The sequence below is a fragment of the Secundilactobacillus similis DSM 23365 = JCM 2765 genome (assembly GCF_001311075.1).
GTDB lineage: Bacteria > Bacillota > Bacilli > Lactobacillales > Lactobacillaceae > Secundilactobacillus > Secundilactobacillus similis.
Genome location: NZ_BBAD01000009.1, coordinates 1 through 25,913, shown reverse-complemented (window position 1 = coordinate 25,913; position 25,913 = coordinate 1). Strand labels below are relative to the sequence as shown.

The 25,913-nt window shown below is 46.5% G+C and carries 30 protein-coding genes, 1 tRNA gene and 1 pseudogene; 23 read left to right on the top strand and 9 right to left on the bottom strand.

The features are described from left to right. Positions 1-32: 32 nt before the first annotated feature. The 18 genes from JCM2765_RS03285 to JCM2765_RS03195 all read left to right on the top strand — a co-directional run bounded on the left by JCM2765_RS03285 (position 33) and on the right by JCM2765_RS03195 (position 12,957). Positions 33-620, top strand: a complete 588-nt coding sequence (locus tag JCM2765_RS03285; RefSeq protein WP_263849310.1) for a BRO-N domain-containing protein — start codon at positions 33-35, stop codon at positions 618-620. Beyond that, on the top strand, positions 617-886 hold the full coding sequence (locus JCM2765_RS03280; protein WP_054733697.1) for a hypothetical protein: 270 nt from the start codon (positions 617-619) through the stop codon (positions 884-886). The genes JCM2765_RS03285 and JCM2765_RS03280 overlap by 4 nt, the downstream gene beginning before the upstream one ends. A 5-nt stretch (positions 887-891) precedes the next feature. Then, positions 892-1,185 carry a hypothetical protein gene (locus tag JCM2765_RS03275; RefSeq protein WP_054733694.1) on the top strand — a complete coding sequence of 98 codons (294 nt, stop codon included), beginning with the start codon at positions 892-894 and terminating at the stop codon, positions 1,183-1,185. Positions 1,186-1,542: 357 nt separating this feature from the next. Continuing rightward, positions 1,543-1,833, top strand: a complete 291-nt coding sequence (locus tag JCM2765_RS03270) for a hypothetical protein (RefSeq protein WP_054733691.1) — start codon at positions 1,543-1,545, stop codon at positions 1,831-1,833. Then, entirely contained in the window at positions 1,830-2,132 is a 303-nt protein-coding gene (locus JCM2765_RS03265; RefSeq protein WP_054733689.1) for a hypothetical protein, read from the top strand. Before JCM2765_RS03270 ends, JCM2765_RS03265 begins: the two co-directional genes overlap by 4 nt. Continuing rightward, positions 2,122-2,382: a hypothetical protein gene (locus JCM2765_RS03260; RefSeq protein ID WP_054733686.1), complete on the top strand. Its 261-nt coding sequence runs from the start codon at positions 2,122-2,124 to the stop codon at positions 2,380-2,382. Before JCM2765_RS03265 ends, JCM2765_RS03260 begins: the two co-directional genes overlap by 11 nt. Positions 2,383-2,397: 15 nt before the next feature. Then, positions 2,398-2,937, top strand: coding sequence for a bifunctional DNA primase/polymerase (locus tag JCM2765_RS03255; protein ID WP_054733682.1), 540 nt, complete (start codon positions 2,398-2,400; stop codon positions 2,935-2,937). After that, a complete protein-coding gene (locus JCM2765_RS03250) occupies positions 2,927-3,220 on the top strand; it encodes a primase alpha helix C-terminal domain-containing protein (RefSeq protein WP_054733679.1) in 294 nt (97 codons plus the stop codon). Before JCM2765_RS03255 ends, JCM2765_RS03250 begins: the two co-directional genes overlap by 11 nt. A 2-nt stretch (positions 3,221-3,222) precedes the next feature. Beyond that, positions 3,223-4,656 carry an AICE element replication initiation protein gene (locus tag JCM2765_RS03245; RefSeq protein ID WP_156301656.1) on the top strand — a complete coding sequence of 478 codons (1,434 nt, stop codon included), beginning with the start codon at positions 3,223-3,225 and terminating at the stop codon, positions 4,654-4,656. Positions 4,657-5,522: 866 nt separating this feature from the next. Further along, positions 5,523-5,936: a hypothetical protein gene (locus JCM2765_RS03235; protein ID WP_054733672.1), complete on the top strand. Its 414-nt coding sequence runs from the start codon at positions 5,523-5,525 to the stop codon at positions 5,934-5,936. A gap of 10 nt (positions 5,937-5,946) precedes the next feature. Beyond that, positions 5,947-6,363 (top strand): HTH domain-containing protein, encoded by a 417-nt coding sequence (locus tag JCM2765_RS03230; protein ID WP_054733669.1) that lies wholly within the window; start codon positions 5,947-5,949, stop codon positions 6,361-6,363. A 95-nt stretch (positions 6,364-6,458) separates the two neighbouring features. Next, entirely contained in the window at positions 6,459-6,788 is a 330-nt protein-coding gene (locus tag JCM2765_RS03225) for a hypothetical protein (RefSeq protein WP_054733666.1), read from the top strand. Positions 6,789-6,793: 5 nt separating this feature from the next. After that, positions 6,794-7,072, top strand: coding sequence for a hypothetical protein (locus tag JCM2765_RS03220; protein WP_054733663.1), 279 nt, complete (start codon positions 6,794-6,796; stop codon positions 7,070-7,072). Beyond that, the gene (locus tag JCM2765_RS03215; RefSeq protein ID WP_054733660.1) at positions 7,065-7,310 is read left to right on the top strand and encodes a hypothetical protein; all 246 of its coding nucleotides are present in this window, start codon (positions 7,065-7,067) and stop codon (positions 7,308-7,310) included. The genes JCM2765_RS03220 and JCM2765_RS03215 overlap by 8 nt, the downstream gene beginning before the upstream one ends. Before the next feature lie 83 nt (positions 7,311-7,393). Beyond that, positions 7,394-7,669 (top strand): helix-turn-helix domain-containing protein, encoded by a 276-nt coding sequence (locus JCM2765_RS03210; protein WP_156301655.1) that lies wholly within the window; start codon positions 7,394-7,396, stop codon positions 7,667-7,669. After that, positions 7,666-8,085 (top strand): hypothetical protein, encoded by a 420-nt coding sequence (locus tag JCM2765_RS03205; RefSeq protein WP_054733654.1) that lies wholly within the window; start codon positions 7,666-7,668, stop codon positions 8,083-8,085. The genes JCM2765_RS03210 and JCM2765_RS03205 overlap by 4 nt, the downstream gene beginning before the upstream one ends. 3,459 nt (positions 8,086-11,544) lie before the next feature. Continuing rightward, positions 11,545-11,907: a hypothetical protein gene (locus JCM2765_RS03200; protein ID WP_054733652.1), complete on the top strand. Its 363-nt coding sequence runs from the start codon at positions 11,545-11,547 to the stop codon at positions 11,905-11,907. A 552-nt stretch (positions 11,908-12,459) separates the two neighbouring features. Beyond that, the gene (locus tag JCM2765_RS03195; protein ID WP_054733649.1) at positions 12,460-12,957 is read left to right on the top strand and encodes an O-acetyl-ADP-ribose deacetylase; all 498 of its coding nucleotides are present in this window, start codon (positions 12,460-12,462) and stop codon (positions 12,955-12,957) included. 368 nt (positions 12,958-13,325) lie between these two features. On the opposite strand, the gene JCM2765_RS03190 is transcribed toward JCM2765_RS03195, so the two are convergent. Then, positions 13,326-13,520, bottom strand: a complete 195-nt coding sequence (locus JCM2765_RS03190; protein ID WP_173585537.1) for an LBP_cg2779 family protein — start codon at positions 13,518-13,520, stop codon at positions 13,326-13,328. A gap of 203 nt (positions 13,521-13,723) precedes the next feature. Between JCM2765_RS03190 and JCM2765_RS03185 the strand changes: the two genes are divergently transcribed. Beyond that, positions 13,724-14,371 (top strand): C40 family peptidase, encoded by a 648-nt coding sequence (locus JCM2765_RS03185; RefSeq protein ID WP_054733642.1) that lies wholly within the window; start codon positions 13,724-13,726, stop codon positions 14,369-14,371. A 70-nt stretch (positions 14,372-14,441) separates the two neighbouring features. Here the strand turns inward: JCM2765_RS03185 and JCM2765_RS03180 are convergent, their stop codons facing one another. The 7 genes from JCM2765_RS03180 to JCM2765_RS03145 all read right to left on the bottom strand — a co-directional run bounded on the left by JCM2765_RS03180 (position 14,442) and on the right by JCM2765_RS03145 (position 20,473). Next, complete coding sequence (locus JCM2765_RS03180; RefSeq protein ID WP_054733638.1) at positions 14,442-14,777, bottom strand: hypothetical protein; 336 nt, start codon at positions 14,775-14,777, stop codon at positions 14,442-14,444. 12 nt (positions 14,778-14,789) lie between these two features. Then, a complete protein-coding gene (locus JCM2765_RS03175) occupies positions 14,790-15,956 on the bottom strand; it encodes a hypothetical protein (protein ID WP_054733635.1) in 1,167 nt (388 codons plus the stop codon). 108 nt (positions 15,957-16,064) lie between these two features. Beyond that, complete coding sequence (locus JCM2765_RS03170) at positions 16,065-17,039, bottom strand: asparaginase (RefSeq protein WP_054733632.1); 975 nt, start codon at positions 17,037-17,039, stop codon at positions 16,065-16,067. A gap of 316 nt (positions 17,040-17,355) precedes the next feature. Further along, positions 17,356-18,042, bottom strand: a complete 687-nt coding sequence (locus tag JCM2765_RS03165; protein ID WP_054733629.1) for a YjjG family noncanonical pyrimidine nucleotidase — start codon at positions 18,040-18,042, stop codon at positions 17,356-17,358. Between the two features lie 14 nt (positions 18,043-18,056). Then, entirely contained in the window at positions 18,057-19,484 is a 1,428-nt protein-coding gene (locus tag JCM2765_RS03160; RefSeq protein WP_054733625.1) for an MFS transporter, read from the bottom strand. Between the two features lie 471 nt (positions 19,485-19,955). Beyond that, positions 19,956-20,028 (bottom strand) — tRNA-Ala (locus JCM2765_RS03150). Positions 20,029-20,098: 70 nt separating this feature from the next. Then, positions 20,099-20,473 (bottom strand): hypothetical protein, encoded by a 375-nt coding sequence (locus tag JCM2765_RS03145; RefSeq protein ID WP_054733617.1) that lies wholly within the window; start codon positions 20,471-20,473, stop codon positions 20,099-20,101. 549 nt (positions 20,474-21,022) lie between these two features. Here JCM2765_RS03145 and JCM2765_RS03135 point away from each other — a divergent pair. Further along, positions 21,023-22,276, top strand: a pseudogene (locus JCM2765_RS03135) (MFS transporter). Here JCM2765_RS03135 and JCM2765_RS03130 read toward each other — a convergent pair. Next, entirely contained in the window at positions 22,261-22,566 is a 306-nt protein-coding gene (locus JCM2765_RS03130) for a MazG-like family protein (protein WP_054733614.1), read from the bottom strand. The pseudogene JCM2765_RS03135 and the gene JCM2765_RS03130 sit on opposite strands and share 16 nt — an antisense overlap. A 320-nt stretch (positions 22,567-22,886) precedes the next feature. On the opposite strand from JCM2765_RS03130, the gene JCM2765_RS03125 reads away from it, so the two are divergent. From JCM2765_RS03125 to JCM2765_RS03115, 3 genes are all read left to right on the top strand, one after another. Beyond that, positions 22,887-23,933: a fucose-binding lectin II gene (locus JCM2765_RS03125; protein ID WP_156301659.1), complete on the top strand. Its 1,047-nt coding sequence runs from the start codon at positions 22,887-22,889 to the stop codon at positions 23,931-23,933. Positions 23,934-23,968: 35 nt separating this feature from the next. Next, complete coding sequence (locus JCM2765_RS03120; protein ID WP_054733609.1) at positions 23,969-24,655, top strand: DUF4430 domain-containing protein; 687 nt, start codon at positions 23,969-23,971, stop codon at positions 24,653-24,655. 164 nt (positions 24,656-24,819) lie between these two features. Beyond that, complete coding sequence (locus tag JCM2765_RS03115; RefSeq protein WP_054733605.1) at positions 24,820-25,248, top strand: EutP/PduV family microcompartment system protein; 429 nt, start codon at positions 24,820-24,822, stop codon at positions 25,246-25,248. The last annotated feature ends 665 nt before the right edge of the window (positions 25,249-25,913 follow it).

Here is a 25,913-nt window from a genome sequence, read left to right as displayed (position 1 = left end):
ATCATCGTTTTATTGAGGTTAACGGGGAATGGGTGGCATACGGCAATGATGTAACGGATGCGCTGGATTATGTGAATAGTCGTGATGCTATTCGACGGCACGTTGATCCCGAAGACAAGAATACCGTCGTGATTCACGACGGTATTGTAGGTAATCCAAAGCGAGTAGTTATCACTGAAGGTGGCATTTATGATTTAGTGGCTGGTAGTCATTTACCCGAAGCAAAGAGATTCAAGCACTGGACGCATGATGTGATTAAAGGGTTACGCCAGTCAATCGGCTTAGGGCCAACGCAAGTATTCACCATGATGGACGTTGAGCACCAGAAGGCAGCTATGGCAAAGGTTCAAGCAATAGATGATAGAAAGGTTAACTTCATCAAAGCTAACCAGATCACCAACAAGGCTATTGCAAATATGTATGGACTGCCTAAGTTAATTGCCAAACGTGATATGACACCGGCGATGTTAATTGATCGAGAAAAGATACTCGATGAAGTCGTTGAGCTAATGACGATGAAGGAAAAGTATGGGCTGGATATTAAAGTAAACGAGATTGTTTACTCTCATCAGCACGTTAAAGTTACGTTGCCAGTCAAGAAGGGAGAAACCGCACAATGAAATTATTTTTGGCAACTATGAATGTAAGTATTCGTTGGATTGATAAGCCCTCAGCATCCGCATTAATCGGTATCTTTAACAGTCGAGAGAAGGCAGAACGTGCCCGTGATGCTTTTGCCATGAAATGGGCAAGAGATGACGTACCTACTGGCGACTGTACAGAAGAGTACGAAGGCTATCAAGACAGTGTAACGATTGATGAAGTACGGATGAATGAAACCTATTTCGACAGGGACTCACGTTTGAAGTTTACTAAGGAGGATTGATCAACATGGATAAATCGGCACCACAGCTCAAAGTAGTATTAGACCCCGAATACACTGCCGCCTTACGTGAAACCGTCATGACGACCATCACAGACGCCGTAGAAGCGGCCCGGGAACAAACCGGGATAGATTCGCAATGGATTGCGTCAAAAAAACACATCGCACAATGGCTGGACGTAAGCACCTCGACCCTTAACGTATTAATTAATCAACGAGGGCTGCCAGTGACCTACCTTGGTGACGTGGACATGTTTGTTGCCAACAAGCACGAACTAAACGAGTTTATGAAGACACTCTAAAATAATCAAACCGGTGGGCGGTAGGGTTATGCAATATTGTTTAGTGATGTATTGGCAGCCATTCGATTAGTAGATCATCCGTCAGCCTGAAAGGAAGTGAGTAACAATGAGTAACGTTTGTGGTGTTATGTTTATTTCAGCAATACCAGCATTGATAGCCGGAATTAGCATTGGCATTTACTTAGCACAGTTCATGAAAGAGGATTAGGACGATTATGTTAGAGAATACAAAAACGGCGTATGCTGTAAGTTTGGCGACCCAGCACACACCTATGAAAAAGGCATTCCGTATAGCTCTTTTCGTGTATTCATTCTACCAGAGTTGCCCCCAAATTATAAGGAAACGGGGAGATTACATTGAACAATCAGCAAAATAAACCGGCACGGATGAAAGCAATTCATCTTAGCCAACGTAACTATCAAATCATTGAATTACTCACATCCGCTAAAATGACGCTTAATGCGGTACAGAACGACGCCAGCAACGTAACCACTGAAACGGTCATTCACGCACTTGGACAGCAACAGGCGGCGATAATAAGCGCCCTAGCATTGGTCACAGAGTCAATCAAGCTAGCAACGCTGAACACGCAACTAGCCGACTCGTTGCATGGCGACTTAAGCGACAATCAGGAGGCTAATAAATGAGCGATGACGCACAAGAAATGATGCTCTATATTCACCAGTCGGCATTAGGTGCCTTTCAACATCTGCAAAGATTGATGAAACAAACCGCCAATCCTGAACTAACGACCACCCAAGAATTTTACTGTCTAAACGATGCGGCAATTCAGGCCATGCCAGATGCACTAATCATGACCTCAATACTACTAACTGACCGAAACAGAACCGTGGCACAACGGATCAATGATGGACAGCGAATCATTCCATATCTCGAAGACCTAATTTCTGAACGTGAAAGCGAGGCTCACACCCATGACAACTAACATCAACGCACAAGAACGCTACATTTCAAACGCTCAGTCATCATTAAGCACCCTATTGGAACAACTGACTGCACTAGATGAAATGTTAACCAGAACACGGTTATCAGTCGAACGGCGGCAGCAACTACTGGCCTTGCGCAAGTCATTGCAGAATAGTGCAAACAATACGCAGTCTTGGCTGACCGCTCTTCAAAAGACGATCACGGCACCACGGCCCATGATCCCGCTGCTTAACATTACGTGCCATTAACAGGAGGTGGCAATCATGACCGAAAGTAAGCTGGAAACAGCACTTCAACTGGTTGACGCTGGTATACCCGTTTACCCGCTACAAACAAACGGAACTAAACCAATCAGTGCACACGGCTTTCATGACGCTGCCCTCGATGTAGCTACTGTGAAACGCTGGTTCGATAACAACCGGCGTTTTAATATCGGCATAGCACTAGAATCCAATCATTTGTTAATCGTTGATATTGATGTGAATCACAAGAGTAAATTAGACGGTTTAAGTTCCTATCGCAAGTTAGCTGCTGAATATGATCGCCTAACCGAAAACACCTACATTATGAAAACTCCACATGGCGGGTTACACTACTTTTTCCGCCACCCCACCGACATTCATATCAAGAGCACCGCATTATGTAAGTTCAGTGAGCCAAAACTAGCCGCCTACACCGGTATCGACATACAAGCAAACGGAACCCCATACGCTGGTACAACAACCGCTAGCGGATGTTATCAAGCTATTGATAATGGTGTTACTTCTCCACTAGATTCCGCCGAGTGCCTCAGTGGTTACTAAGCTTGCTCACAAACAAGGAACCTCAGCATTTCAAGAAGCTGGCTCGCCGACAAACACGGCCGGTAACTTAATTGGTGAACTGTTTTACCCCAACGCCGATGATGGTACCCGCAATATTTACCTAACCTCGCTATGTGGCCGCCTTTTAGCAACGCCAGTGCGCCCGGATGCCGCATATCAGGCACTACACTTGGCAAACAGCAACTTGCCAACACCCCTACCCGATAAGGAAGTTAATCAGATATTCAAATCAATACTCAAACGAGAAAGCGAAGTGAAGTGATTTTGACAAAACGAAATCTTGATACGTCAGTGTTTAAGGATGCGGAGATGATGGCCGCCGCTGAATCTTACGAGGCCAGTATCATGCCCGCAAGCGACAGCGCCGAACAGGGAAAAAGCGTTACTAACGAGGTTAAGCAATTAATCTTAGACGATCATATAGAGTTTGGGTACAACGATGAACGGCGGGCCTTTATTCGCCGCAAAGTGAAGAACCATTACGAGGTATATGGCGTTGATTCATTAGAGTTTCACGATTACGTTTACAGTCGATACGATGCTGCTACTCAAAAGGTGTTGGCCCGTGCAATTTATGATGTGATAGCAGAATATTTCGGTGTATACGCCCGTACTCATGGCAGCTTCAAAAAAGTGGCCTTACGAACTAGTGAGCACAATGGCAATCTCTATTTAGACCTCTGTAACGAGAACTGGGAGGTTGTCGAAATCACCTCTAACGGCTGGCATATCATTGCTAACAGCCCAATATGGTTTTGTCGAACGCCCGATATGAACGCCTTGCCGATACCAGATTCCAATGGCAGTTATACAGACTTGCAAAATTTCAACGAGGTGCTCAATTTTGGTGGGAACAGTAACGACAGTCTAACCCTAGTCACAGGCTGGTTGATCGGCGGCCTACTATGTGACCACGCAAAGCCCATTCTAGTGTTACAAGGTACGGCCGGGGCCGGTAAATCAACCGCCAGCAGAATCATTCGTAGCGTCATCGACCCGGCCAAACGTAAAAACTTAATCTCACGCCCACGTCCCACCGTGGACAGCCTAGCCATCGACACCATGCACCAGCATACATTAGCCTACGATAACTTTTCAGCCGGTAGTATAACCCCAGAAGTCAGTGATATGCTCTGTACCATTGCAACCAACCAGAGTTATAGCAAGCGTTCACTCTACACCGACAGTGACGAGGTGCTTGTTAAGTTGGGGCGATCCGTCATCATTAACGGGATTGATGACCTTGCAAAACGTCAGGACTTATTAGACCGCTCAATTGTTCTCGAAGTGGTACCCGTAACCAAACGGCGGCCAGAAAAAGAGATTTACGCTTGGTTCGATGAACATCATCCGTTGATATTAGGTGCCTTACTCAACGTGGCCGTAGACAGTTTAAAGCACCATGGCGAATCAACTTATAGCAATGGCCGTATGGTCGATTGGTGCCGTTTCATCGAAGACGGACACCGACGACTAAACGCCATCCGAACCTACTTCGGTGATGTATACGACAAGAACCGTCACCAGTCAGTAATGGACACCATCGAAACTAACCCATTCGTGAGTGGCATTCTAGAAATAATGGGTAGTCAGTCCGAACTACGAATTCAAAAGGCCCAACTCATTAATAAAATTAAGCAACTCGACAGCTACGACCCTACGACAACCGGGGGGCTATTCCGAAGTCCAATCAGGTAAAAGGTAGATTGAAGCGTGATCAGCCGATACTGAAACAAGCTGGCATTACGTACATCGAAAGTCAGTCCCATGGCAAAAAATACGTTGAATTTAAGCGTGAGCAATAAAAATGGGTAGCGATATGGGTAGCGATACCCCAAGGCCGAAACACCTTGGTACAACTACGTTTGAAAATGTTGGGTAGCGGTACAACCAATTTTGGGTAGCGATACAAAAATGCCCACATCCGTTGGTATCAAAGAGATGCAGGCCGGTTGGGTGGCGGTGGTAGCGGTTATCTGTTCCTTTTTATAGATAAATCTAAAAAAAGAACCATAACCATAATAATAAAGAGCTAGCACCCTATCGCTACCATCGCTACCCAAATTGCTACAAACGTTAATCTAACGGCATTTAGGTGGGTAGCGATATAACATTTGTATCGCTACCCAAACCCGCTCTATCGCTACCACCGCTACCCAAACCAACTATAAAACGAGGTAATCAATATGAAAACCACAACCGTATCTGACGTAGAACAGCACATAGTTAATTATGTGAAAGATAATCCCGGCACCAGCTTCGCAGACTCGAACAATTATTCGACGACTGCAATTTTGAATGGCATGGTAACCAACTCATCGCTTCCAGTCATCATCAAAACCTATGTTATTGGTCAGACTGGAACCAACAGGCTACCGAGTTGATCAATCGCATACTCGTGCGTGACCACATCAAAATGCACGTCAGCGACCTTTTGACATATTACACCGATGGCAAGACGCTGACACTTCCAATCGCACGGATTCAGCGCAGCTATCGACAACTACACTGGTTACCCGTAACGCTCAGTATTTAACGAATATCAAATAACGAGGTGAACTATTTTGACAACATTATTACAGCACCATAGAGAGAAATTGTTAGCTTGGATTACTGAACGTGAATCCGTATTAGATCAACCACGGGTTAGCAAATTAGGAGTGGCCAACAACTCGAATGACAATGCCGCTGACCAGTTTAAACGACTAGCAGCCAACGAAAAAACGACTTTAGTTGCTTGGATGATTAACGTGTTTCAACCAGCGACTAAAGTTTGCCGTCAACACACTTCATACGGACTAAAGCACTATTTTGAACACTCACCACTTGGTTTTTACGTGACTAATGGTGAGTTCAAAGGAGCTATGTTGATTGCTGGCTTTGAACCATGGAACGCCGACGAAATGAATTGGCGGTATCACATTACAGCAACCAGTGTTGAACGGGTACGTCAGGTATCAACTAATCAGTGGAACTAAGGGGGCTATCATGAGAAAACTAATCAAGCAAGACGTTGCCGTGTTACGCTGCATCCACAAGGGTCAAGCCCACAAAACCAGTAAGAAGCAGCTTATTACCGCCACTGGCCTAAGCGAACGGGCCGTATATGATTCAATCGAAGCACTAAGAGCGGTGGGCCTCCCCATCATGGCCAGCCGCAACAACAAAGATTCAGGTTACTACCTCGCTGAAACGGATGACGAGAAACAAGCCGGGATTGCGCAGTACAAGAAACAAATTGCCACTGAGCAGCGCAATCTAAGCCAACTAGAGCAGACCGACATTAACAGCTACCTGAGTGCCGTTGCTGACGATCCCGTGTTGTGGCGGGAACTTGGTTCTGACTTGTTAGAAGTCACCACTACCAGTGACGGGGCCACCATCCGCATTAAGGACACACTATAATGCGGCCGCATAGAATCGCATTGCGTTCGCTATGCGTTGGTAATGCGAACGGATGACAAACCCATAGCGTTGCCACTACTAACCGAGGTGAAACGATGACTAAAAAATATATTGACGCTGCTACCCTGTTTCAGATTCGGGACTTCATGGAACACGGTGACTTTTACCGCTACGAACAGGCCCGCATTGCAGAACTCATTAAAGAGCTGCTGGCAACGGATGACTGGCATTTAGATCAGTTGTTAGCTGACCGCATCCGTTATACGGCAAAGCTTGAAACCGAGATTGCTAAACTATCCCACGATGTGAACAACGGTTTGGTTAACCTCGATGACGTTGCCGACCGTTTGAATGATATGACATGGGGCCAGATTGAAGACGGCCCCGCTAAACGCCAGTACCTAGAAAATGAACTGGAGGGATAACAACCATGATTAAGACTAGACCAACCGAAGAAGACACCAAACGAATCAAGTATTTATGTGCGCTACGCAAGCGAGTAGTTGAATCGGGCGCCAAAATGTACTGTTTATCACATTCCGGCACCCAACAGGATAAACTTACCGCACTACTAACGCAAGGCGTGTTAGCTGGTGAAATTACCGCCACTGCTAGGGACATGACTAACGGCATGGAACAATACCAGCGCCGTGAATTGATTGAACTGCTGGCCACCCTATTCGATCGAAAGAAGTGGTTCGATGAATGACCAATACACTGTTAAGGAACTGACCAGTATCGAGGGCCAGCACGATGTTTATCATTGCAACCAGCCCGACTGTCCCACTTGCAAAGCCTTTTGGGAGTACGCCACTCGCTTACGTGAACAAGCCGAACGTAAGGAACCCGGCCGCCTGAGTACGAAAGAATGGATCAGTGCCCGCTACCTAGATGGCATGACGGTGCGAGAAATTGCGTTTAACGTTGATTGGCTGATGACAAGGTGATTAAGTATCTCACAGCCGTAAAGCTGTATAAGCAGCCTAAGCGCCCCCACAGACGAGTAAGGCAGGAACCCGTACAGATAGAATTGAAAATTGGCGAACAAACTGGCACTGTTACCGTTCCATACCAACAAGCGCACATGACTGAACTAATATGGGCCGGGTTAAGTGTTCAGGCTATCGCTAGACGGCTCAAAATAGGTGCGACAGCCGTTAAACAGTACATCCGTACTCACGATATGCCCAAGGTACAACAGCAAGCAATGACGCTTTATGACGTGACTTACAATGGTGATAGTCACCGCTACTTCGACAACCACGGTAACGAGTACAAACTAACCAGAATGGAGAACGAGCAATGAAGATGAATATTGAATATCCCACGTTAGTAGAACAAGGTTTTGCGATGATGAAAAAAGCGGGCCTAAACGTAACTAAAGAACAGGTTTACAAGCGAATGATTGACACCGGTATGATTGACAAAACCGGACAGCCTACCCAAGCAGCTATTGATAATGGCTTGATTGATGAGTGTGAACAGACTTCAAACGGTGACTATGAGCCAACCACCGTGGCAGGCATGAAACGGATGTACCCAATGTACGAACAGTTTGCAGACAGCCATTTTAAACGAACTGAACTAGGCTGGATAGCAGACGCCTATGTAATTCGTGCAGTTGCTAATCAACAGTTAAACGATCCAGATTCTACCGAAGAACAGCGACAAATGGCCTATGGAATGTTAGCACAATTAAACGAATCAGGGGGCAACGAATGAAACCGGTTATGAATTGGCCCATGATGCAAGAGCAACTGTTATGGTATTGCGTGAGTACCTTACACCGCATATTCAAGGACTACCAACGTATTCGTGGCGTTAAGATTGAAATATACTTCAATGACGACATAGAACATCCCGGTTACACCTACGAAAATCGTTTAGAATAAACTCTGCAAATTATGCACACCTTAAAAAGCAGAATAAGCAACGCCCTCGTTCATACGGGGGCGTTTTTGCATTCGCTATATAGAGATTCTAGAGGCCCTAAAAAGAATAAACCGGAGATTCGGGAGGCCCTAAAAAAGAAACATCCCGAGATTTCAGAGGCCTTAAAAAGAGATAATCTGACATTTCTGACGCCCTAAAAGGAGAAAAACTGAAATTCTTAAAATTGTTGCAACATCATTCATGAGAAGCGCAACGAAATCACAACGTGTTGCAACAGTGTTGCACGATTCTCCCCCACGTAATACCAAGGCCCTAACCCCTACCATACTGGCGTTGATGCTAAGTAATGCTAAGGTAGTACGCTACCAGCACACTAACATAATAACCTAGCAAAACCTAGCACCTCGCAACAGCGCAACACTATCCGAGCAATTCCGAGCATTTTGCAACAGCGCAACACTCACAAACGCTGGTATTAAGCGAAAGTAAATGCAACGATGTTAGCGAATGATGGCGTTTTGTAGATCAGTGCCAACTATGCAACAAAATGCACCACTGTTGCAACGGGTATTGTGCTGATTCGATAGTAATACAATCGTTATTAGAACGCCGTTGATGATGGTAAATGATGGTATTTTTTGGACGGCAGTACCCTAGCAAACCCCAGCATGGATGATGGTATTTTTAGCGTCGATGGTTGCAACCTTTTGCGTCCAAAACTGTATGCGAAGGTTGCACACAAAATGAAAAAGGTGTGCACACAAAAAGGGTGCAGTTGAATCGCAAGGGGGTGCACCCATACTGCACCCTAAAGCTCAAAAGGGGTGCACCCTTAGATTGCAAGATTTCACAAGATTTGAGGCGTATGGTTGCAACCTTTTAGACTAAGAATAACTAAGATTTCAGGAACTTATTGCAACCTTTTCATTACCAGAATTCACCAGATTTCAGCACTTCACTGCAACTTATGATGCTCAGAATTACTCAGATTTCAGAGACTTACTGCACCCTTTTTGCATCAAGAATTGCTAAGATTTCGGGAACTTATTGTGTTCGTTGATCGGCAAGAAAACGCAGAATATTAGCATCCTTGCTGCAACAGCGTTGCGTTTTGTTGCGTGTTGCGTTGCAACAGTGTTGCAGTCTGAAAAGGAGCGTTCAATAGGAGCGTTCCTAATCGAAAAGGAGCGCTTAAACGGATGCTATTGCGCCATATAACCAGTGAGAGGGTGCACCCTTTTTACCAAGATTCCCCAAGATGTGCACCCTTTTTGCTGAGAGAATTGTTGATATTTCAGAACCGCGTTTGTTGGGGGCGGTCCAAAAATGGACATATCTAAGCTGCTGGACACCTAACTGGAATTTGAAGTTGATTGTCCAATTATCAACCAGAAAGCAGTGCTTATTTACCGGCCTTCATCCGTAAAACTGGACAAATTGGACACCCTTAAAAGGGAGTAGTTACAACTACACCCTACTTGCGTACTTTAATGGCCTGATAGTGCGCAAAAGAGTACGCATACAAATATCCTAAAAACTAACAAGCAACTAGTAACCTCAAAACGCCCGCCAGTGTTCCGTTGAGCTCTAAATGAACAATTACCCTAACAAGCAACTAACAGGCAACTAACAAGCGACCTGCAAAACGTAACAACCAATTAGGCCCATGTATCGCTATCATACGGCCGTTTTGAACGGATGGGCTAAACAGAATCTAACATCAACTCAACATCAACTTAACAACCGTAGTCACAACTACCCTTGTAACCAGAAACGACCTTGGAACCTTACAAAACCTGACATAAATTGTTAACTGGAACTTGTCAAAACTTGACATGTTTTGATAGCTGAAACCTGTTAAAACCTGCGATTGAATCGAAGCGCTGAAAAAGGAGCGTTACCATTCAAAAGGAGCGTTCAATAGGAGCGTTACCATTGAGCAATCCTTTTCAATTAACTGCACGATTACCAATGTAACGGCGTTCCAGTGCCTAATCTGTGTTGTGTTTGTTTCAGAATTTGTGTTGTTTGTTTCGGTAATCTGTGTTGAGTTGTTTCGGTAATTCGTGTTATGTTTGTTTCAGATTTCAGGCTAAGCGCTTCGATTGAATTCAAACTCAGATACGGTATTGATACAGTACCGATACCCTATTTCAAATAATTATCAAATATAAACAGCCCCGGCATGTTAACTTTTGTTAACCATTTCAAATATAAATCGTAGATAAACCAGCAGAAAGAATGCAGAATAAACGTCGTTGCACCGGTGCTGGTAGTCATAACATGCAGATTAGGTGCAGAAAAGGAATTCTAAACCCGTCGATTTCGACCAGTTTAAAATTAACGAGGTTTTAACGAGGCAGATCAGCAAAGCGATAACGCAATGGATTGACGGGGGGGTAAAACATCATACAATAAGCACGTATCAACGTTTAGCATGCAGCCTAGTATGCTGGAAGAGTTGCACTGTGGTGGGTGCAGCTCTTTTTTAGTGCACTGGAGTAAGGAAAGGGTTAGTTGAGAATGCTACGGTCGAAAATTCGACAGTGAGAGCGGCGCTAGTGAGTACATCCGTGATGGAACAGACCCATAACGAGCTGCTCTTGTTCAAAGCAATAGCGAAGTGGTAAATTGCCCAAAACAGATGGGGCTGAGCCATTTGTTCTAAATACATCAGGAGTATTTAGAAAATCCGCTCTGCATCAGAAGCATAGCGAGGTCAATTAGATTTACCACGGTTTAAGGTTCATTAGATGAACCTTAAAAGTTAAGGCTCATTTGATGAACTTCGAGTAAAGTAATGAGGTTTTGACTAGGTAGACAACCAAAAAATGGGTAGGTTTTGGGTAGGTGGTTGAGTAGTTTTGCTAAGGTTTGTGTAGTAGGACAAACGGGGCTATGAACTTATCGCTATAAGCGTTGATGTACTAAGTATAGTTGCGTGTTGGAACGGTCGTAAAAGTTCCCCACTTGTCTACTTTTGTCCACGTTTAAAGTGCATCCGTATTGATGTTATCCATGACGCCCTAAGTTTAACTTAGGCACTTAGCCAGCTATTACCGTTGCTATCGTTACGCCGTTCGGGAGAGCTTAGCATAGCTTTGGAGAGCTGAAACAAGTAGGATCAGAATTCAACATTGAGCTTTGAGACAGTGAACCATGACCACATTAGATGTATAATGCAATTAACAAATACAATTAATTTAGATTGGCTTTGTTAGCGTACAATTTAACGATAGCTGGCTACCACACAAGGTAGCCGGTTATTTTATGTAGGCGGGTGAGTAAATGCAAACGAAGACGTTTAAAACGATTATGTATGACTACCACCTTGCGCTAATGCTGGCCGCTTTCGGTGCCGACTGGCGACAACAGGGCCGGGAACTCCCATCATCCTATGACGGCCCCGCCATTCGCTTCAACGTCATCATGGAACATGCCTTACAAGCTCTCGACCAACAAGAGCTAGATACTATCAAATTTGGTTACGTGCAGCGCCTGAGTGCAAAGAACGCCAGTGAACGGATGGGCCTAAGCCTAACCGCCTACAATCGAATTAAATACCATGCTGTGAAGAAACTAGGCTGCCAGCTAGAACGAGATGCCGACTTCATGAACTGGTATCACCCCGGCGTACTGTATGGCGCATAGCTACCGCCAGTGTGGTACAATTACAGCACGATCATTCATCAAGCTGGTTGAAGTCATCAATCAGGCTAAACGGTTCGCTCTCGCAGCGGCCGTTTTTTTATGTCTCAGGGCAAATAAAAAGAGCTAGCGTTAACTAGCTCACACCCCACCGCCCACCGGTGAATTTGTAGTTCAATATGTGGTGAAATTGAATGCCCTTTTGAATGCCATTACAGATTATTTAAGAACGTTGTAGTAAAATGATTACGAGTAGAAAAGCTATTGTATCAAGGTATGCGAGCCATCACAAAATCTCGCAATTATACAAATACGCTTTACAACCATTATACCGTATTTTTCAAAGGAGAATCCGTAAAATGCCCGATTCCGACAAGAAGTTAACCGATGAAACCCCTGAAAAAAAGCCGCTCAATATCTCGGACCTAGCCATGAACCCATGCGGGTTGGCATGGATCGTTGGGCCGATGATAAAAAGCGCCGTGGCTTAACCGATGATGCGAAGCCGAAAAAGCGTCATTGGTGGTCGCGCAAACAACCAAAGGAGTGATTAATATGGCGTACTTAAAAATCGTTCATGGTGATATCACGCAGTTCCACGGTGACGCCATCGTTAACGCCGCGAATACCGGCCTACTTGGTGGTGGCGGCGTTGACGGCGCAATTCACCGGGCGGCGGGTCCAGAACTCGATATCGCCTGTCGCAAACTCGGTGGTTGTCCAACTGGTGAAGCCAAAACAACGCCAGGGTTTAATTTGCCCGTTAAATACATCATTCACACGCCCGGTCCTATCTGGCGTGATGGTTCATTTGAGGAAGCGAAGCTGTTACGCAGTAGTTATGTAAACAGTTTAAAACAAGCCGTTGCTCATGATTGTCACACCGTTGCTTTTCCGTCAATCAGTACTGGCGTTTACCGATATCCGTTGCCAGCAGCGACTCAGATTGCGATTGATGCGATTCGGAGCTTTGATGCGCCGTTGGATGTGACGATAGTGTGTTGGGATGAGCCGACTTGGGAGGCGTTTAAGCAGGCGGTTGGTGAGGCTTAGTAGTGGTCTAGGTGGTTATGAGAAAAGTTGATAGTTCAAAGCTGACCTAGATAGCGAGGTGGTTGGGGCGCGTTTGTCAGATAAAGCAAACCCCGGCCATATAAGCGCAACAAAGGTCAGAATCCCAGATATTACTTTGTGCTACTGGCGACGCGCTTTGCTATTACGTTGTTTTCGGCGCTGGGTGAATTTTGCCTTCTTGGGGTTCATATTTCTTTGTGAAGTTTGGTTATTTAACTGCCTTCTGGCTTCCACGCCGAAACGTGTCAAATAAAGCAAACCCCGGCCATATAAGTAAAGCACGCAATGACTTGCCAAAACCCGGCAAGTCATTGCGTGCTTTACTTATATTCTGGGGTTTAACCGCTTTATTTGACACTCTGCCCAATAAAATGCGTTAAATTAGCCGTTTCTTCCGTCGTTGGTTGGGCTTCCATCGACTTGATATTGTGCAACCGTTCAACCGTAATGTGAAGATTTAAAGCCAGTTCAGTATCCGTCAAATTATGTTTCCGTTGATAGTTGATAATCTTTTCTGCAATATCGCTCATCTCTTGACTCATAAAATTTCCCTCCACTTAATAGACTTAAAGCTAAACTAATTCAGGTTCTTGTCTCTATTCTAGCATTGTTTTTGGGAATTGTTATCACATTTCAACTTGCCTGTCATCAATTTGTGATGTTGAGCGGTTATGCTATTGGTATAGACTTGGAGAGCGTGTGATGGCGATCACGCCTTTCAAAAATTCGAAAATGAGGTGTTCATTTGAAATTAACTAAAACCCTACTCGTTTTAGCCGCTACCACTGCCGTCTTCGGCACGACCGTTGTTACTGCTTCGGCCGCAACAACTGATAGCACAACGATTCAGGCCTTACCAAACCAAGCTGAAACCCAGGCCGCTCACGATGCCGTTGAAAACGACACCACCACAACCAGTTCAGCAACTACGACCACTGCAACAAGCGCATCAACTAGCTCGGCTAGTTCAACGAGCGATGCAACGACTAGCACAACAACTAACGCAAACACCACTGCTAGCACCAGCCAAGCCAAGGCCGTTGTTGCCTTAGCCAAACAACTGGCGACCCAAAATATCCCTTACGTTTGGGGTGGCGAATCATTGAGCGGGATGGACTGCTCAGGGTTAACCGACTACGTTTACCGTCACGCGGCCAACATTAGTCTCGGTCACTACACCGTCACCCAAGAAGGTAAAGTCACTAAGGAAGCCGTTTCTCAAGCGCAACCTGGCGACCTCCTTTTCTGGGGCAGTCAAGGTGCAACTTACCACGTTGCCATCTACATCGGCAACAATCAATTTGTTGCTGCACCAAAACCCGGTGACAACGTTGAAGTTGAAACCATCAGTAGCTACTTCATGCCAAGCTTTGCTGGAAAAGTGAACGGTTAATTTAAGCGTTAATGACAACTAAAAAAGCCCTGGTACCAGTCATTCAGATTGGTATCGGGGCTTTTTCGATTTATTTATTCACTGGCTGTTTACCAGCATTCCGCGAGGCATTTTCTTCATGTTGCCGCGCCTGTTGTTCCTTCTTTACCCGTTCGATTCGAGCGATTTCAGCCTTCCGAGCGAGTTCCTTCGCCTTTGACTTAGCCTTAAAGTAGTTGTAGATGCCCACTGCTAAGAAGCCAAAGAGCATCTGAAACGCAAACGAGACCATCGTGTTGATCGAATACCCCTGATGCGTCAATTGTGGCATCACTAAGTCATACGCAATTAACAAAATGCCCATCATGAGCACCACTTGAACCGTATCCTTCAACCACTTTGGTAACTTGTCCCACTTTTCGTACACGACACTCGCCCCTTATAATTCGCCCTGATTGCGAAGTTGTTTTTCGATCAACATCGCATCTAGGTAGTCAAACGCGACCTCGTCGATTTCCGATATTTTAATTAGCGTGCCCAGCGGATCGATAACGGTCCCCTGTTCAACTTGGTGGAAGATCACTTGCTTGTCGCCGAGTTTGCTTAAATACCCGACAACAACCTGATCATCCTTGAGTTGCAACCGAATCACGCGGTGGAACTTTGTGGCCTGCGCCAACACCGTTTGGAACAGATCCGTGGTGGCATCAAACAACCGTTCATCGTTCAAGCCCGGTTGTTTCGTGACCCCTAAGCGTTGGTCGATGGAGATGTACATCTGCATCACTTCAAGGTAGTCCGATTGGGTGGTGACCTGTGCAATGGCATTTAGCCGTACCAGCCAATAACCACCGAACTGACCAGTCATGTCAACTAGGTTGATCATCACGTTCTCATCCGTAATCGTGTTGACCGTGCCGACAAAGAACATTCCCTCATCAGCAACCGGATTAAACGACAACAACTGTTGCGTTTCCTGCGCCTGATGCAAGATTTCCGTGATACCGGTCAAACTACTGATGCGCTTCGTTGGGACCGACGTCATGGTATCAAAAAACGCCATGGACACCGTCTGCAGCGTTAACTCCTTGCCTTCAAATTCGACCAGGCCAACCTGATCAAAGGTAAAGTGCTTCTTCGGTCGATCGCCTAAGTCAAACTTATTAAAGATCCGAAAGTCAAAGTCATCGCCTGAGATCCGAACGACCTGACCCTCGTTGAGTGACTGGTCATCCGCATCCAGTACCATCACAGCACTTTCGTCAACCATCGAGTTCTCTAACACTTGGCGAATCAGTGGCCGCTTGGTATCAAAGGCTGATACCATCTGCCCGTACGTCACGAAATGTTCATCCGTAGCGTTTTCAATTCGAAACTGCATACTGTCCAAATCACTACTATCGAACTCGACAAATTCAATGACCCCAAAGGTGAGGTACACGGCCCCATCCTCAATGCCACTATCATCGAACGTGGTGAGAATGATCCCCTGATCGTCGATAATGGCGACGTACCCCGTATACACGATGTCTTGCTTTACCTGATAGACATTCACGAGCGCCTTACGCTGCAATGCATATCGTAGGTCGCTGACGATTGAATTCATTCACATGCCACCCTTTCATCCGGTATTCTAAACAGCCATGATACCATAATTTGATTACAACTGTGTAACAGTCAGACCCGCTTAAGCGCAAAATTTGGCGCAACCCCTTTAAGAAATTGCGTTGCTCACAAACTGTCTTAATTCAGCACCGGTCATCCCGTTACTTAACCCTACTAACAGTTTAATCCGTGCCTTCTGTCCGTTCAATCCCTGACATAAAATTAAGCCCATTTTTGTTAATTCAATGCCGCCACCCTCGTAGTCGTAGATGTCTTGGGCCACACCGTTATAACAGCGCGACACTAACACAATGGGCACATTTTGATCCAACAAGCGTTGCACAGCCGGAATCGTTTGTGGCGGTAAGTTACCCGCACCTAACCCTTCGATCACTAACCCTTGCGTTGGTTGTTCCGCTAAAGCATCAAACAATTCACCGGTCATGCCAGCGTAAGCCTTGATCAAGAAAACGTGGTCCACCACGTGGTCGATTGGACAAGTGGCTTGTCGAATCAGTTCTTGGAAATACTGGGCCTTGCCCTTCGCCACGACCCCAATTGGGCCAAAGGTTGGCGTCCGGAACGTGGCTACGTTAGTCGTATGCGTCTTCGTGACGTACCGCGCCGTATGAATCTCATCATTCATGACGACCAAAGCACCCTTACCACGTGATTCGTCGGTCGCAGCAACCATAATCGCACTCTGGAAGTTATACAGGCCATCCGAACCAACTTCATTAGACGACCGCATCGCTCCCGTTAACACAACTGGAATCGTGCTTGGCAGAGTTAAATCTAAGAAGTAGGCCGTTTCCTCCAACGTATCGGTCCCGTGGGTGATGACCACCCCATCGACACCGTTGGCTTCAGCTTCATCAATGCGTTCCTTCAGTTGTAACATGACACTGGGCGTCACGTGCGGTGAAGGTAGGTTAAACAGTTCATCCGTCAGCAAGTTGACCCGCCCGTTTAGAATCGTCGCCTCCTTGGCAATCGGATTTTCTGTATTTGGTACCACTTCGCCCTGCTCGTTTTGCGACATTGAAATCGTCCCGCCAGTATGAATCGCTAAAATCGTTTTCAAGTGTTTTCCTCCGTTTGGTGAGTTAATGCTTTTATTTTAATCGCTTTGCGCTGATTTTAGGTTAAAATAAACTAAACAAGCCGTGAAAAGGAGGTGGCAATCTCATGCCAAAGGATCAAAACAAGCCCCACCACAGTCTTCCGGAGATCAAAGTCGACGTGAAAGTTCCGCCGAGTTCTGGGGGCATTATGAACTGGGGCCCGCTGTTTGGGTGGGTCAAATCGTTATTTAAATCGCGTAAGAAGTAGTTGAACCTAAAAACTAGCAGTCACGCCAATGATGGCAATGACTGCTAGTTTTTTAATAGCGCTTATGTTTAAGCAACGATTGACTCCAATTCTAACAACTGGTCAATTTCATAGGTTGGTTTCGCCACACCATCGTTGGCCTTATGCGTCGGATTAAACCAAACTGAGTCTAACCCGAAACCGTTGGCCCCCTTAATATCCGATGACAGTGAATCACCGATAACCAGTGCTTTGTCCTTATCGAAATCCTCAATGGCCCCCGCAACGTGTTCAAAGAAAGCCGGTTCCGGCTTCTGCGCACCGATTTGTTCCGAAATGAAGACTTGCTGGAAGTAGCGGTTAAAGTCAGCCTCGCTCAAGCGACGTTCCTGCGTTTTGGCTACGCCGTTGGTGACCACGTACAGTTGGTGTTGCTGGCTCAAATTGGCCAATAACTTGGTGGCATTTGGCATCTGCTGGTGACCTAGTGACAAATAGTGGCGGTACTGCAGTTCGACTTCACCACCGTCCAGTTCCGTATTGCCCATGTGTTCGAACAGTCCTGAGAATCGGCGTACCAATAGCTCCGGTTTTGTGATCTGGCCACGCTCAAATTGTTGCCACAAATGGGCATTGAGTTCATGGTAGTAGGCGTAATTTTCAGCACTCAGTGGTAATTTAAGGTGCTCAAACAGCGAAACGAGGGCCTGCTTTTCAGCCGCCTGAAAATCTAACAAAGTATCGTCAATGTCGAAAAGTAGCGTTTTGTAGGTCATCAAAGTCGTCCTTTCTAGTGTCGCGTAATTAAACGGTAGCCGGTAATTGCCGTTGCCACCGCACAAATCAGAATCGAAATTAAAAATGACACGTGCATGCCGTAAATAAAGACTTCGGGCTGCCCCGCAAGGTACGTGGTCACGTGTTGTCCCTTATTATAACTCATTGCCGAGAACAAAACCGTCGTGGCACTGGAAATCCCAATCACCATCCCGAGGTTTCGAGCTAACGCGTTCATGCCACCGGCAATCCCTAAGTCCTTTGGCGCTACCGCGTTCATCACAATGGTGTTGTTTGGCGCTTGGAAAATCCCGTTCCCAAACCCAACTAACCCGATGTTGGCGGTGAATAGCCAAAGCGGCGTGCCCAAGTCTGTCAGCATGTAGCCAATTTGGCTGAGCAAAATCAACACTAAGCCAACGAAGGTGATCAATTCAGGTCCGATACGATCGGATAACGACCCTGCAATCGGCGCCACGATGACTTGAACAATTGGGAAAATCATCAGGATGTAGCCGGCCACGTTGGGTTTGAGCTCCCGAGCATTTTCCAAGTAAAACGGTGAGATCACGTTGAAGAAGAAGTTCGTGACGAAAATTAGGAAGCCACACAGTAAACTCAGTGAGAATTGTTTATTCTTAAATAAACTAAACGATAATAATGGCTTGGCTTGCCGGTTCTCCGTTCGAACGAAGATGACGCTGACAATCAACGCCACCGCGAACAGGGCTAAAATGGCTGGATTAGTAAAGCCAACCTCTTGCCCCAAGAAGATGCCCGTAAACAACGACACCATCAGCAATGCCATGGTCACCGCTCCCGTTCGGTCGATATGATCGTGTGACATCGTAATATCCTTCGGCAAAATCAGTTGCCCAACGATAATCGTCACGATTCCAATTGGCACGTTCAGCCAGAAAATGTAGCCCCAGCTTAAATGAGCGAGGACGATGCCACCGATACCGGGACCGGCAATCGACCCCAGCGCCACGAAGGAACCAATCATCCCAAGTGCTCGACCGCGTTCATTAAACGGAAAAATTTCTGTAATGATCCCGTTGTTCGTTGACATGGTCATCGACGCCCCTAACGCTTGAACGACCCGTGCCGCCAGTAACATGGGAAAGCTCCCATTAAAGCCCGCGAAAAGTGATCCGATAATAAATAAAACTGTTCCGATGCGAAAAATCTTAATTTTCCCTAGGGAATCCCCTAGTTTTCCGAACAATAGCAATAACGCACAAATCACGATCAGGTAAATGGAAACCACCCATTCCGCCTGATTCATTGGGACTTTTAGATCCTTACTGATCACGGGCAACGCAATATTAACAATGCTCCCATCCAGCGTTGACATAAACGTAAACAGCCCAACGGCCGCTAAAATCAACCACCGGTGCTTTTGAACGTGTGGGTCTGCCAAATAACTTTTTTCCGCCACGATGTTCCTCCTTATTAACCGCACAATTTTCTTTAACAACGTTTAAATGTACGCTTTGGTGGTGGGGTAGTCAAGTAGGAACATTATGGGGGTGGTAGGCGTTGGGTGTTGGGACGTGGCTACCGTTTTGGCTACGTTTGGTGAATTAACTGCTTTTTGGCTGCCACGCCGAAACGTGGGCCAAAACTCAGACTCCGGCCATATAAGTAAAGCACACCGCCTTGTCCTTTACTGCATGCTTTGGCGCTCTCTGGCTACGTTTGTTTCGGCTCGGTTTTGACTTTTTGATGCTGATTAACTTATCTCTAGTGAAGTTTGGTGAGTTAACTGCTTTTTGGCTGCCACGCCGAAACGTGGGAAATAGCGCAGATCCCGGCCATATAAGCAAAGAAAGCAACGACTTGCCAAAAATCGGCAAGTCGTTGCTTTCTTTGCTTATATTCTGGGATCTAACCGCGCTATTTCCCACTCTGGATCCTAACGGACTTGAACCGTCGACCTCCTACATGCGAAGCAGGCGCTCTCCCAACTGAGCTAAGGACCCGATACAAGTAGTAGGATAACACTTCTCGATTGGTTTGTTAAGCGTTTCCTTTTCGGTTACACCGCCGTTTCTAGTGTCGCGTTGACCGGTGGCCACCGCCACTTCGACGGCCCTTGATGACGTGGCGCTTGAACTTCGGCTTGGCGTTATCCGCTTCGAACTTAAAGTGATGCATCTTCCCCGCAAACGGTTGGCCGCTCATTCGGATTCGCAACCACGATTGCATGGTTTGGATCATCTGTTGCGTATTTTCCACCTGGACCTTTTGCCCCGCCGCTTGCGCCGTTGGCAAGATGTCTTCTTGCAGTTGCTTGACCAACTTTTGGTGGTAAGCAACTAGTTCCATCGTTAATGGCGCTTGGGCGTACTGGTTAAACAGCCCTTCGATGTAGCGCAACGCATCCTTGGCGTTTTGGGGCTGGTAGTAACGATCATCCGTTGTCATATTAATTGTTCCCTCAATCTCTAGAATTCCAAGTCACCGGTGCCTTCAAAAATTATTCCCAGTAACTATCTCTTCCAATATATAAAGTCATCATCGAAATGTCAAAATTTTGCGAGCCCGATTTCAATTTTTCAAAAATTCACCAACTCGCCACCAAACTAGCACAATTTAATGGTTATTGGCGCTAAGTAACCTTTGATTACATGGCAACTAACCTGCCTCAAGAACCAGAATTAGTGTCATTTTGCCAAACAATGTATTTTGACACGCCTCGCCTACAAAAAAATCACGTTCGTCGAAAAAAAGTGCCAATTTGGGGTTCACAAATCAAAACGGGACGGTTATAATTAAAACCAAGTTATCTTGTAAGCGATTTCATAAATTAACGTTTAATCTAGCCATTTTCACAATTGTCTCTCCTTCGCAAGATAACAGGTAACGGGAACTTGCAGGAACCCGTTCAAACCAATTTTACAGTGATACAACAAAAGGCCACCCCACGCAGGATGGCCTTTTGTTTGCCTAAGTCACAGCTACGGAGGTTTCCCTATGACACCCATTCCCCAACACTGGCAACGCAACCTCGGCCTCTTTTTAACGGGTCAGTTCTGTTCTGGTATCACCAGTATGACTGTTCAGTACGCCATCATCTGGTACCTCACCAAGCAAACGGGTTCAGCTACGATTCTCAGCATGGCAACGCTGCTTGGGATGCTCCGATGGTGCTACTGAGTCCGTTTATTGGGCCGTTAGTTGACCGTTTTAACAAGAAGGCGCTCTTGATTGTTCCTGATTTAGTCGCAGCGGCATTTGCCATTCTGCTCTTCACCTCCGGCACCTTCTTTCACCAACTGCCCATCTGGCTCATCTTTGCGGCGTTACTGGTGCGTTCAGTTGCCCAGACGTTCCAAATGCCCACGATTCAATCAATTCTACCCATCATGGTCCCCGACGACCAACTCACCCGCGCCAATGGTCAGCTTGATGGTCCAATCTGCCAATATGATCATCTCGCCAGCACTGGGCGCGTTTCTGTTTGCCGTGTTGCCTCTGCCATGGCTGATTCTGTTAGACGTTTTGGGCGCTATCATTGGCGTTGCGCTCTTGATGGTCGTTCACATTCCCACCATTACTCACGCTATCGAACAAGTGCACGTCCTCTCAGATACAAAGCTCGGCCTTCAGCAACTCATTAAAAATCGCGGACTCTGGGCAATTACGATCATTGGCGCCCTGTTCACGCTCCTGTTCATGCCAGCCGCTAGTCTGTACCCACTGATGACCATGGGCTACTTTCATGGCACAGTTGGCCAAGCTGGCTTGATCGAAATGGTTTACGCAGGCGGTATGTTGACTGGTGGCGCGCTAATCAGCCTCTTTGGTAAGTGGTCTGATCGGATTAAATTAGTGCTACTGGCGTACGTTGTCATTGGTATCACCATTGGGGCCAGCGGTTTACTGCCTGGCAACCAGACCGGCTTCTACTGGTTCGTTGCCCTCAACGTACTGGCCGGCATCGCAACGCCGTTCTTCAACACCCTGTTAATGGCCATGATCCAACAAAGTTATCCCCCACAGCAACTTGGTCGCATTATGGGGATTATCAATGCCCTACTCAGTCTAACCGGACCAGTTGGCTTAATTTTTGCGGGTCCCTTAGCGGATGCAATCGGTGTTGAGAAACTGTTCATTATCGCCGGAGTGGGCACCCTGATTTGCGGTCTGATCACTTACCTATTCCCACAAGCGCGTCAATATGATCAACACTTACAACCGCAGCAACCCACTCAGTCCGTTGAATGAGTTTGTTTGCTTAACCACTTGGCGGTCTTAGTGCGCAGAAGCGTGGTTAACGTTTCATCACTCGTACCTAATTTCTGCAGCAACGCATAGGTGACTAACAACACATCAACCAACTCTTCTTGGGTATTCGCGACTGTTAATTGCTTGTAATCCGCACCAGAGGCCTTTTGGCTGGATAAATACGCCTGACTGGCTTCCCCAACTTCTTCCATTAATTTGAGAAATTGCTGATCCGGTGTTTTAGGTTCCTGAGATGATGCCTGCTGAATTTGGTGCCATAAGTCGTCCATTGGTGGACCTCCAACTCGTTTGATGCCTTCTATTGTACACCTGTGATTTCGATGGTTAAACCTGATTGTTAACGCCATTAATTTATTACAATTTTCAGAAAATAATTCACTACAATTCACCCCATCCACTTTGACCTATTTTTTTGTTAACCCCCGACCTTAACGGCTCATGACAGTTTGATTAAGATAGCCCGTTACTAGTTTCGCCAACCCGCAGTTTAATGTTATACTACTGAAAGGACTTACTTTTCATGAAAGCAAACTACTGCCTAGATTGCTAGTAAGGCCACTAAATGACTAAAAAGGATGGATTACTTATGATGCACAAGGGACACCGATTCGCCACGCTATCACTCATTGGGGTTATGGCCCTCGGCAGCTACCTGCCCGCAACAACCGCTTCAGCAAGTAGCATTAGTACCGCCAGCAGCAGCCTTCAAAAGAAGACCATTGCTGCTAACTACAAGTACGCTAAGAAAATGTTAGCGAAGAACAAGACCGCTTTATCTGGTAAAACAAGTACGATCTTTAGTAAATCAGCATATCCCGAAACAGGAGCCGCTGCTGGTTACTCTGACCTGTTGCTAGGCCTTCGCGGTCACGGTTACCACTTCACCAAAACTGATCTGAGCCGAATCAAGGCTAACCTGGTCATCAACGGTAAGTCCACTCCGGCAACACTGTCAACGGCCATCGTTGCGTTGAAGGCGGTTGGTTTGAACCCTCAAAGTTTCAAACCCGCCGGTGCTAAGAAGAGCGTCAACCTCGTGTCGACCCTCTACAAGCAATCGATGACCCACCAAACCGTCAACGTGCAGAGCCAAGCCCTGATTGCCTTATCAACTAGTTCAGCTTACAAGCGACCAGCTAAGGCTAAGTTCTCCAAGACCAGCCTCGCGTCAACCATCGCAAAGAGCCAACTCAGCAACAACGGTTGGGCCTACAACAACGACGTTAAGAGTGTCGATAGTGATACCACCGGCGTTGCGGTGATTGCGCTCGCTCGGAGTAAGTCATCCAGCAAGGCCGTCACTTCAGCCATCACCAAGGGCCAAAGTTACCTACGTCAATCCGTTGCTAAAAACGGGGCTTACGGCTTCAGTTACGGCGGTAAAACTTACTTGAACGCCAACTCAACCGCTCAAGCCATCACGGCATTTTCAACGAAACTCAACACCTTGAAGTACGTGAACGGCGCTGCCAAATCCGGTCAATCAACCACTGCGCTTAAGTCAATGCTCAGCTACGTCCGCTCAACCGGTTCTGTTAAGGGCGCTACTAGTCAATTACTCGGAGTTGGTCAAGTGAACTTGGCAACCGCAGCCTACCAAAAGGCACAACAAAAACACTCGATCTATACCCTATAATCATCAAACTAGTCACTGCTTAAGGAGTGTTTACATTGAATAAAATCGTTGGGATCCTCTTGGCGATCATCGCCACACTGGGACTCGCGCTGGGTGTTCAACAGGTCGTGTCTTCACACAGTGAAACTAAACCCGAAACCCATCAAGTCGCCAAATCCCAGAGTGAATCGAGTCAGTCATCTGCCTCAAGTCAAACCCGAACTGCCGAAAAAGCTGAAAGTTCGTCGTCAGCGGCCACAACAGCCACCTCAGCTGCTGAATCGTCGACCACTACTGCCAGCGCCGACAGTATCAAATCATTGACGAAATCAACCCAAAAAGAATCAGTAACGGAGGCGCACACGACCACCAAAAGTAGCCGAGTAGCCCCAGTCACCAAACCAAAGGCCAAACGGACAACCAAGGCCAAAACGACAGCCCCTAAGCGGACCGTCTACGTTAAGGTCACCGGCAACAAGAAAACCTTCTACGCCCACAAGTTACCGGTCACGAGTAAAACCACGGTGTTCTCACTCCTGAAGGCAACCAAACTCAAAATCAGTTATACCCAGATGCCTCACGTCTACGTGAAGACCATCAACGGCTTAACCGAAAACGACATTAAAGTGGGGAGTGGCTGGAAGTATAACGTTAATGGCAAATTCATCGAAACCGCCGCCGACAGCAAGAAAGTCAAAGCTGGCGACACGGTTCACTGGTATTTTGCGGTTAATGGCTACTAAATTTCAATAAAATCGTATTTAAAACGCGCCCTAAGATGGTCACTATCTTGGGACGCGTTTTATTGTGGTCATTTGGTCAGAAAGATTGAGTCAGAACGCTGTTGTGAGCGCTTAATCTTGGTATAATGGAACTAATATCTTATTCGATTCATTGGAGGTTCCCCATGAAAAAAGCAATGTTCATCGGCGCCATCGGTTGTGGTAAAACAACGTTGATCCAACGTCTCAACGATAACGCCATTCACTACGATAAGACCCAAACTATCGAGTACTACGACAACATCATCGACACCCCCGGCGAATACGTGGAGCACCGCTATATGTACTCCAACCTCATGACCACCGCCATGGGCGCTGAAGTCATCGTTCTGATGCAAAGCGCCACCGATTCACGGGTCATCTTACCCACCGGCTTCAGTACCATGTTTAGCTGCGACACGATCGGCATCGTCACCAAGACCGACTTAGCTACCCAAGCCGATATCGATACCGTCTCAGCTCGCCTAAAAGACGCCGGCGCCAAACCAATCTTCGCGGTTTCCGCCGTTGATGACATCAATATCGATCAAATCTCAGATTACTTGGAAATTTAACTTCAACAGCATCAGCACGTTTTTGTGTTGGTGCTGTTTTTGTTTACGCTTGTGTCCAGCGTAAGCATTCTTCTGTTCAGTTTGTGAAGTGTGGTGATTTGCGTGGACTGGCGATTTCGGTAGGCGACTAGGTTCCTGCTGTGGGGCCGGTCTGAGCCGAAGGGCGGTCTCAGACCTCGAAGTTAAGCCTCGCCAAAACCCACGCGAGTCTTAACTTCGTCCCCGATAATTGGCGGTTGTTGGAAGAGCACCAACAACCACCAAATTATCGCGACACAGCATCCACCTAGTCGCCTACCTGCATCTCACATTGCGTAATTCGGCGCTATTGCAGATCATCTCAAGTGCTTAACTGAACGGCTTGCGACAGTATCACAATGACTGACGTTGCGTCGACAAACGCTAAAGTTGATTAGCAGTCGATGTCTCGTCATCGTGACGGACAAGATGTCGATCTATTCTGAACGTTGACTTAATGTGCTTGAATGGACTGTGCAGCAATGCTGTAACGTTATCATTTAACGTTTACTGAGATGTTATCAATTGTCAGCGTGTGACAGTTTGGCCTTCATGATAAATTTTCGGGAGTGCGGTCTTGCTGCCGAAAACCCGCAAACAAGAGGTCGGTCAGAAAATTGTGCTCAGCCGTGAAATTTCACTTAGTT

Excerpts from the sequence above, each read along its gene's own strand:
- JCM2765_RS03280 (WP_054733697.1), top strand. The coding sequence starts at position 617 with ATGAAATTATTTTTGGCAACTATGAATGTAAGTATTCGTTGGATTGAT.
- JCM2765_RS03275 (WP_054733694.1), top strand. The coding sequence starts at position 892 with ATGGATAAATCGGCACCACAGCTCAAAGTAGTATTAGACCCCGAATAC.
- JCM2765_RS03265 (WP_054733689.1), top strand. The coding sequence starts at position 1,830 with ATGAGCGATGACGCACAAGAAATGATGCTCTATATTCACCAGTCGGCA.
- JCM2765_RS03260 (WP_054733686.1), top strand. The coding sequence starts at position 2,122 with ATGACAACTAACATCAACGCACAAGAACGCTACATTTCAAACGCTCAG.
- JCM2765_RS03255 (WP_054733682.1), top strand. The coding sequence starts at position 2,398 with ATGACCGAAAGTAAGCTGGAAACAGCACTTCAACTGGTTGACGCTGGT.
- JCM2765_RS03230 (WP_054733669.1), top strand. The coding sequence starts at position 5,947 with ATGAGAAAACTAATCAAGCAAGACGTTGCCGTGTTACGCTGCATCCAC.
- JCM2765_RS03225 (WP_054733666.1), top strand. The coding sequence starts at position 6,459 with ATGACTAAAAAATATATTGACGCTGCTACCCTGTTTCAGATTCGGGAC.
- JCM2765_RS03220 (WP_054733663.1), top strand. The coding sequence starts at position 6,794 with ATGATTAAGACTAGACCAACCGAAGAAGACACCAAACGAATCAAGTAT.
- JCM2765_RS03215 (WP_054733660.1), top strand. The coding sequence starts at position 7,065 with ATGAATGACCAATACACTGTTAAGGAACTGACCAGTATCGAGGGCCAG.
- JCM2765_RS03205 (WP_054733654.1), top strand. The coding sequence starts at position 7,666 with ATGAAGATGAATATTGAATATCCCACGTTAGTAGAACAAGGTTTTGCG.
- JCM2765_RS03200 (WP_054733652.1), top strand. The coding sequence starts at position 11,545 with ATGCAAACGAAGACGTTTAAAACGATTATGTATGACTACCACCTTGCG.
- JCM2765_RS03195 (WP_054733649.1), top strand. The coding sequence starts at position 12,460 with ATGGCGTACTTAAAAATCGTTCATGGTGATATCACGCAGTTCCACGGT.
- JCM2765_RS03190 (WP_173585537.1), bottom strand. The coding sequence starts at position 13,520 with ATGAGTCAAGAGATGAGCGATATTGCAGAAAAGATTATCAACTATCAA.
- JCM2765_RS03175 (WP_054733635.1), bottom strand. The coding sequence starts at position 15,956 with ATGAATTCAATCGTCAGCGACCTACGATATGCATTGCAGCGTAAGGCG.
- JCM2765_RS03165 (WP_054733629.1), bottom strand. The coding sequence starts at position 18,042 with ATGACCTACAAAACGCTACTTTTCGACATTGACGATACTTTGTTAGAT.
- JCM2765_RS03145 (WP_054733617.1), bottom strand. The coding sequence starts at position 20,473 with ATGACAACGGATGATCGTTACTACCAGCCCCAAAACGCCAAGGATGCG.
- JCM2765_RS03130 (WP_054733614.1), bottom strand. The coding sequence starts at position 22,566 with ATGGACGACTTATGGCACCAAATTCAGCAGGCATCATCTCAGGAACCT.
- JCM2765_RS03125 (WP_156301659.1), top strand. The coding sequence starts at position 22,887 with ATGCACAAGGGACACCGATTCGCCACGCTATCACTCATTGGGGTTATG.
- JCM2765_RS03115 (WP_054733605.1), top strand. The coding sequence starts at position 24,820 with ATGAAAAAAGCAATGTTCATCGGCGCCATCGGTTGTGGTAAAACAACG.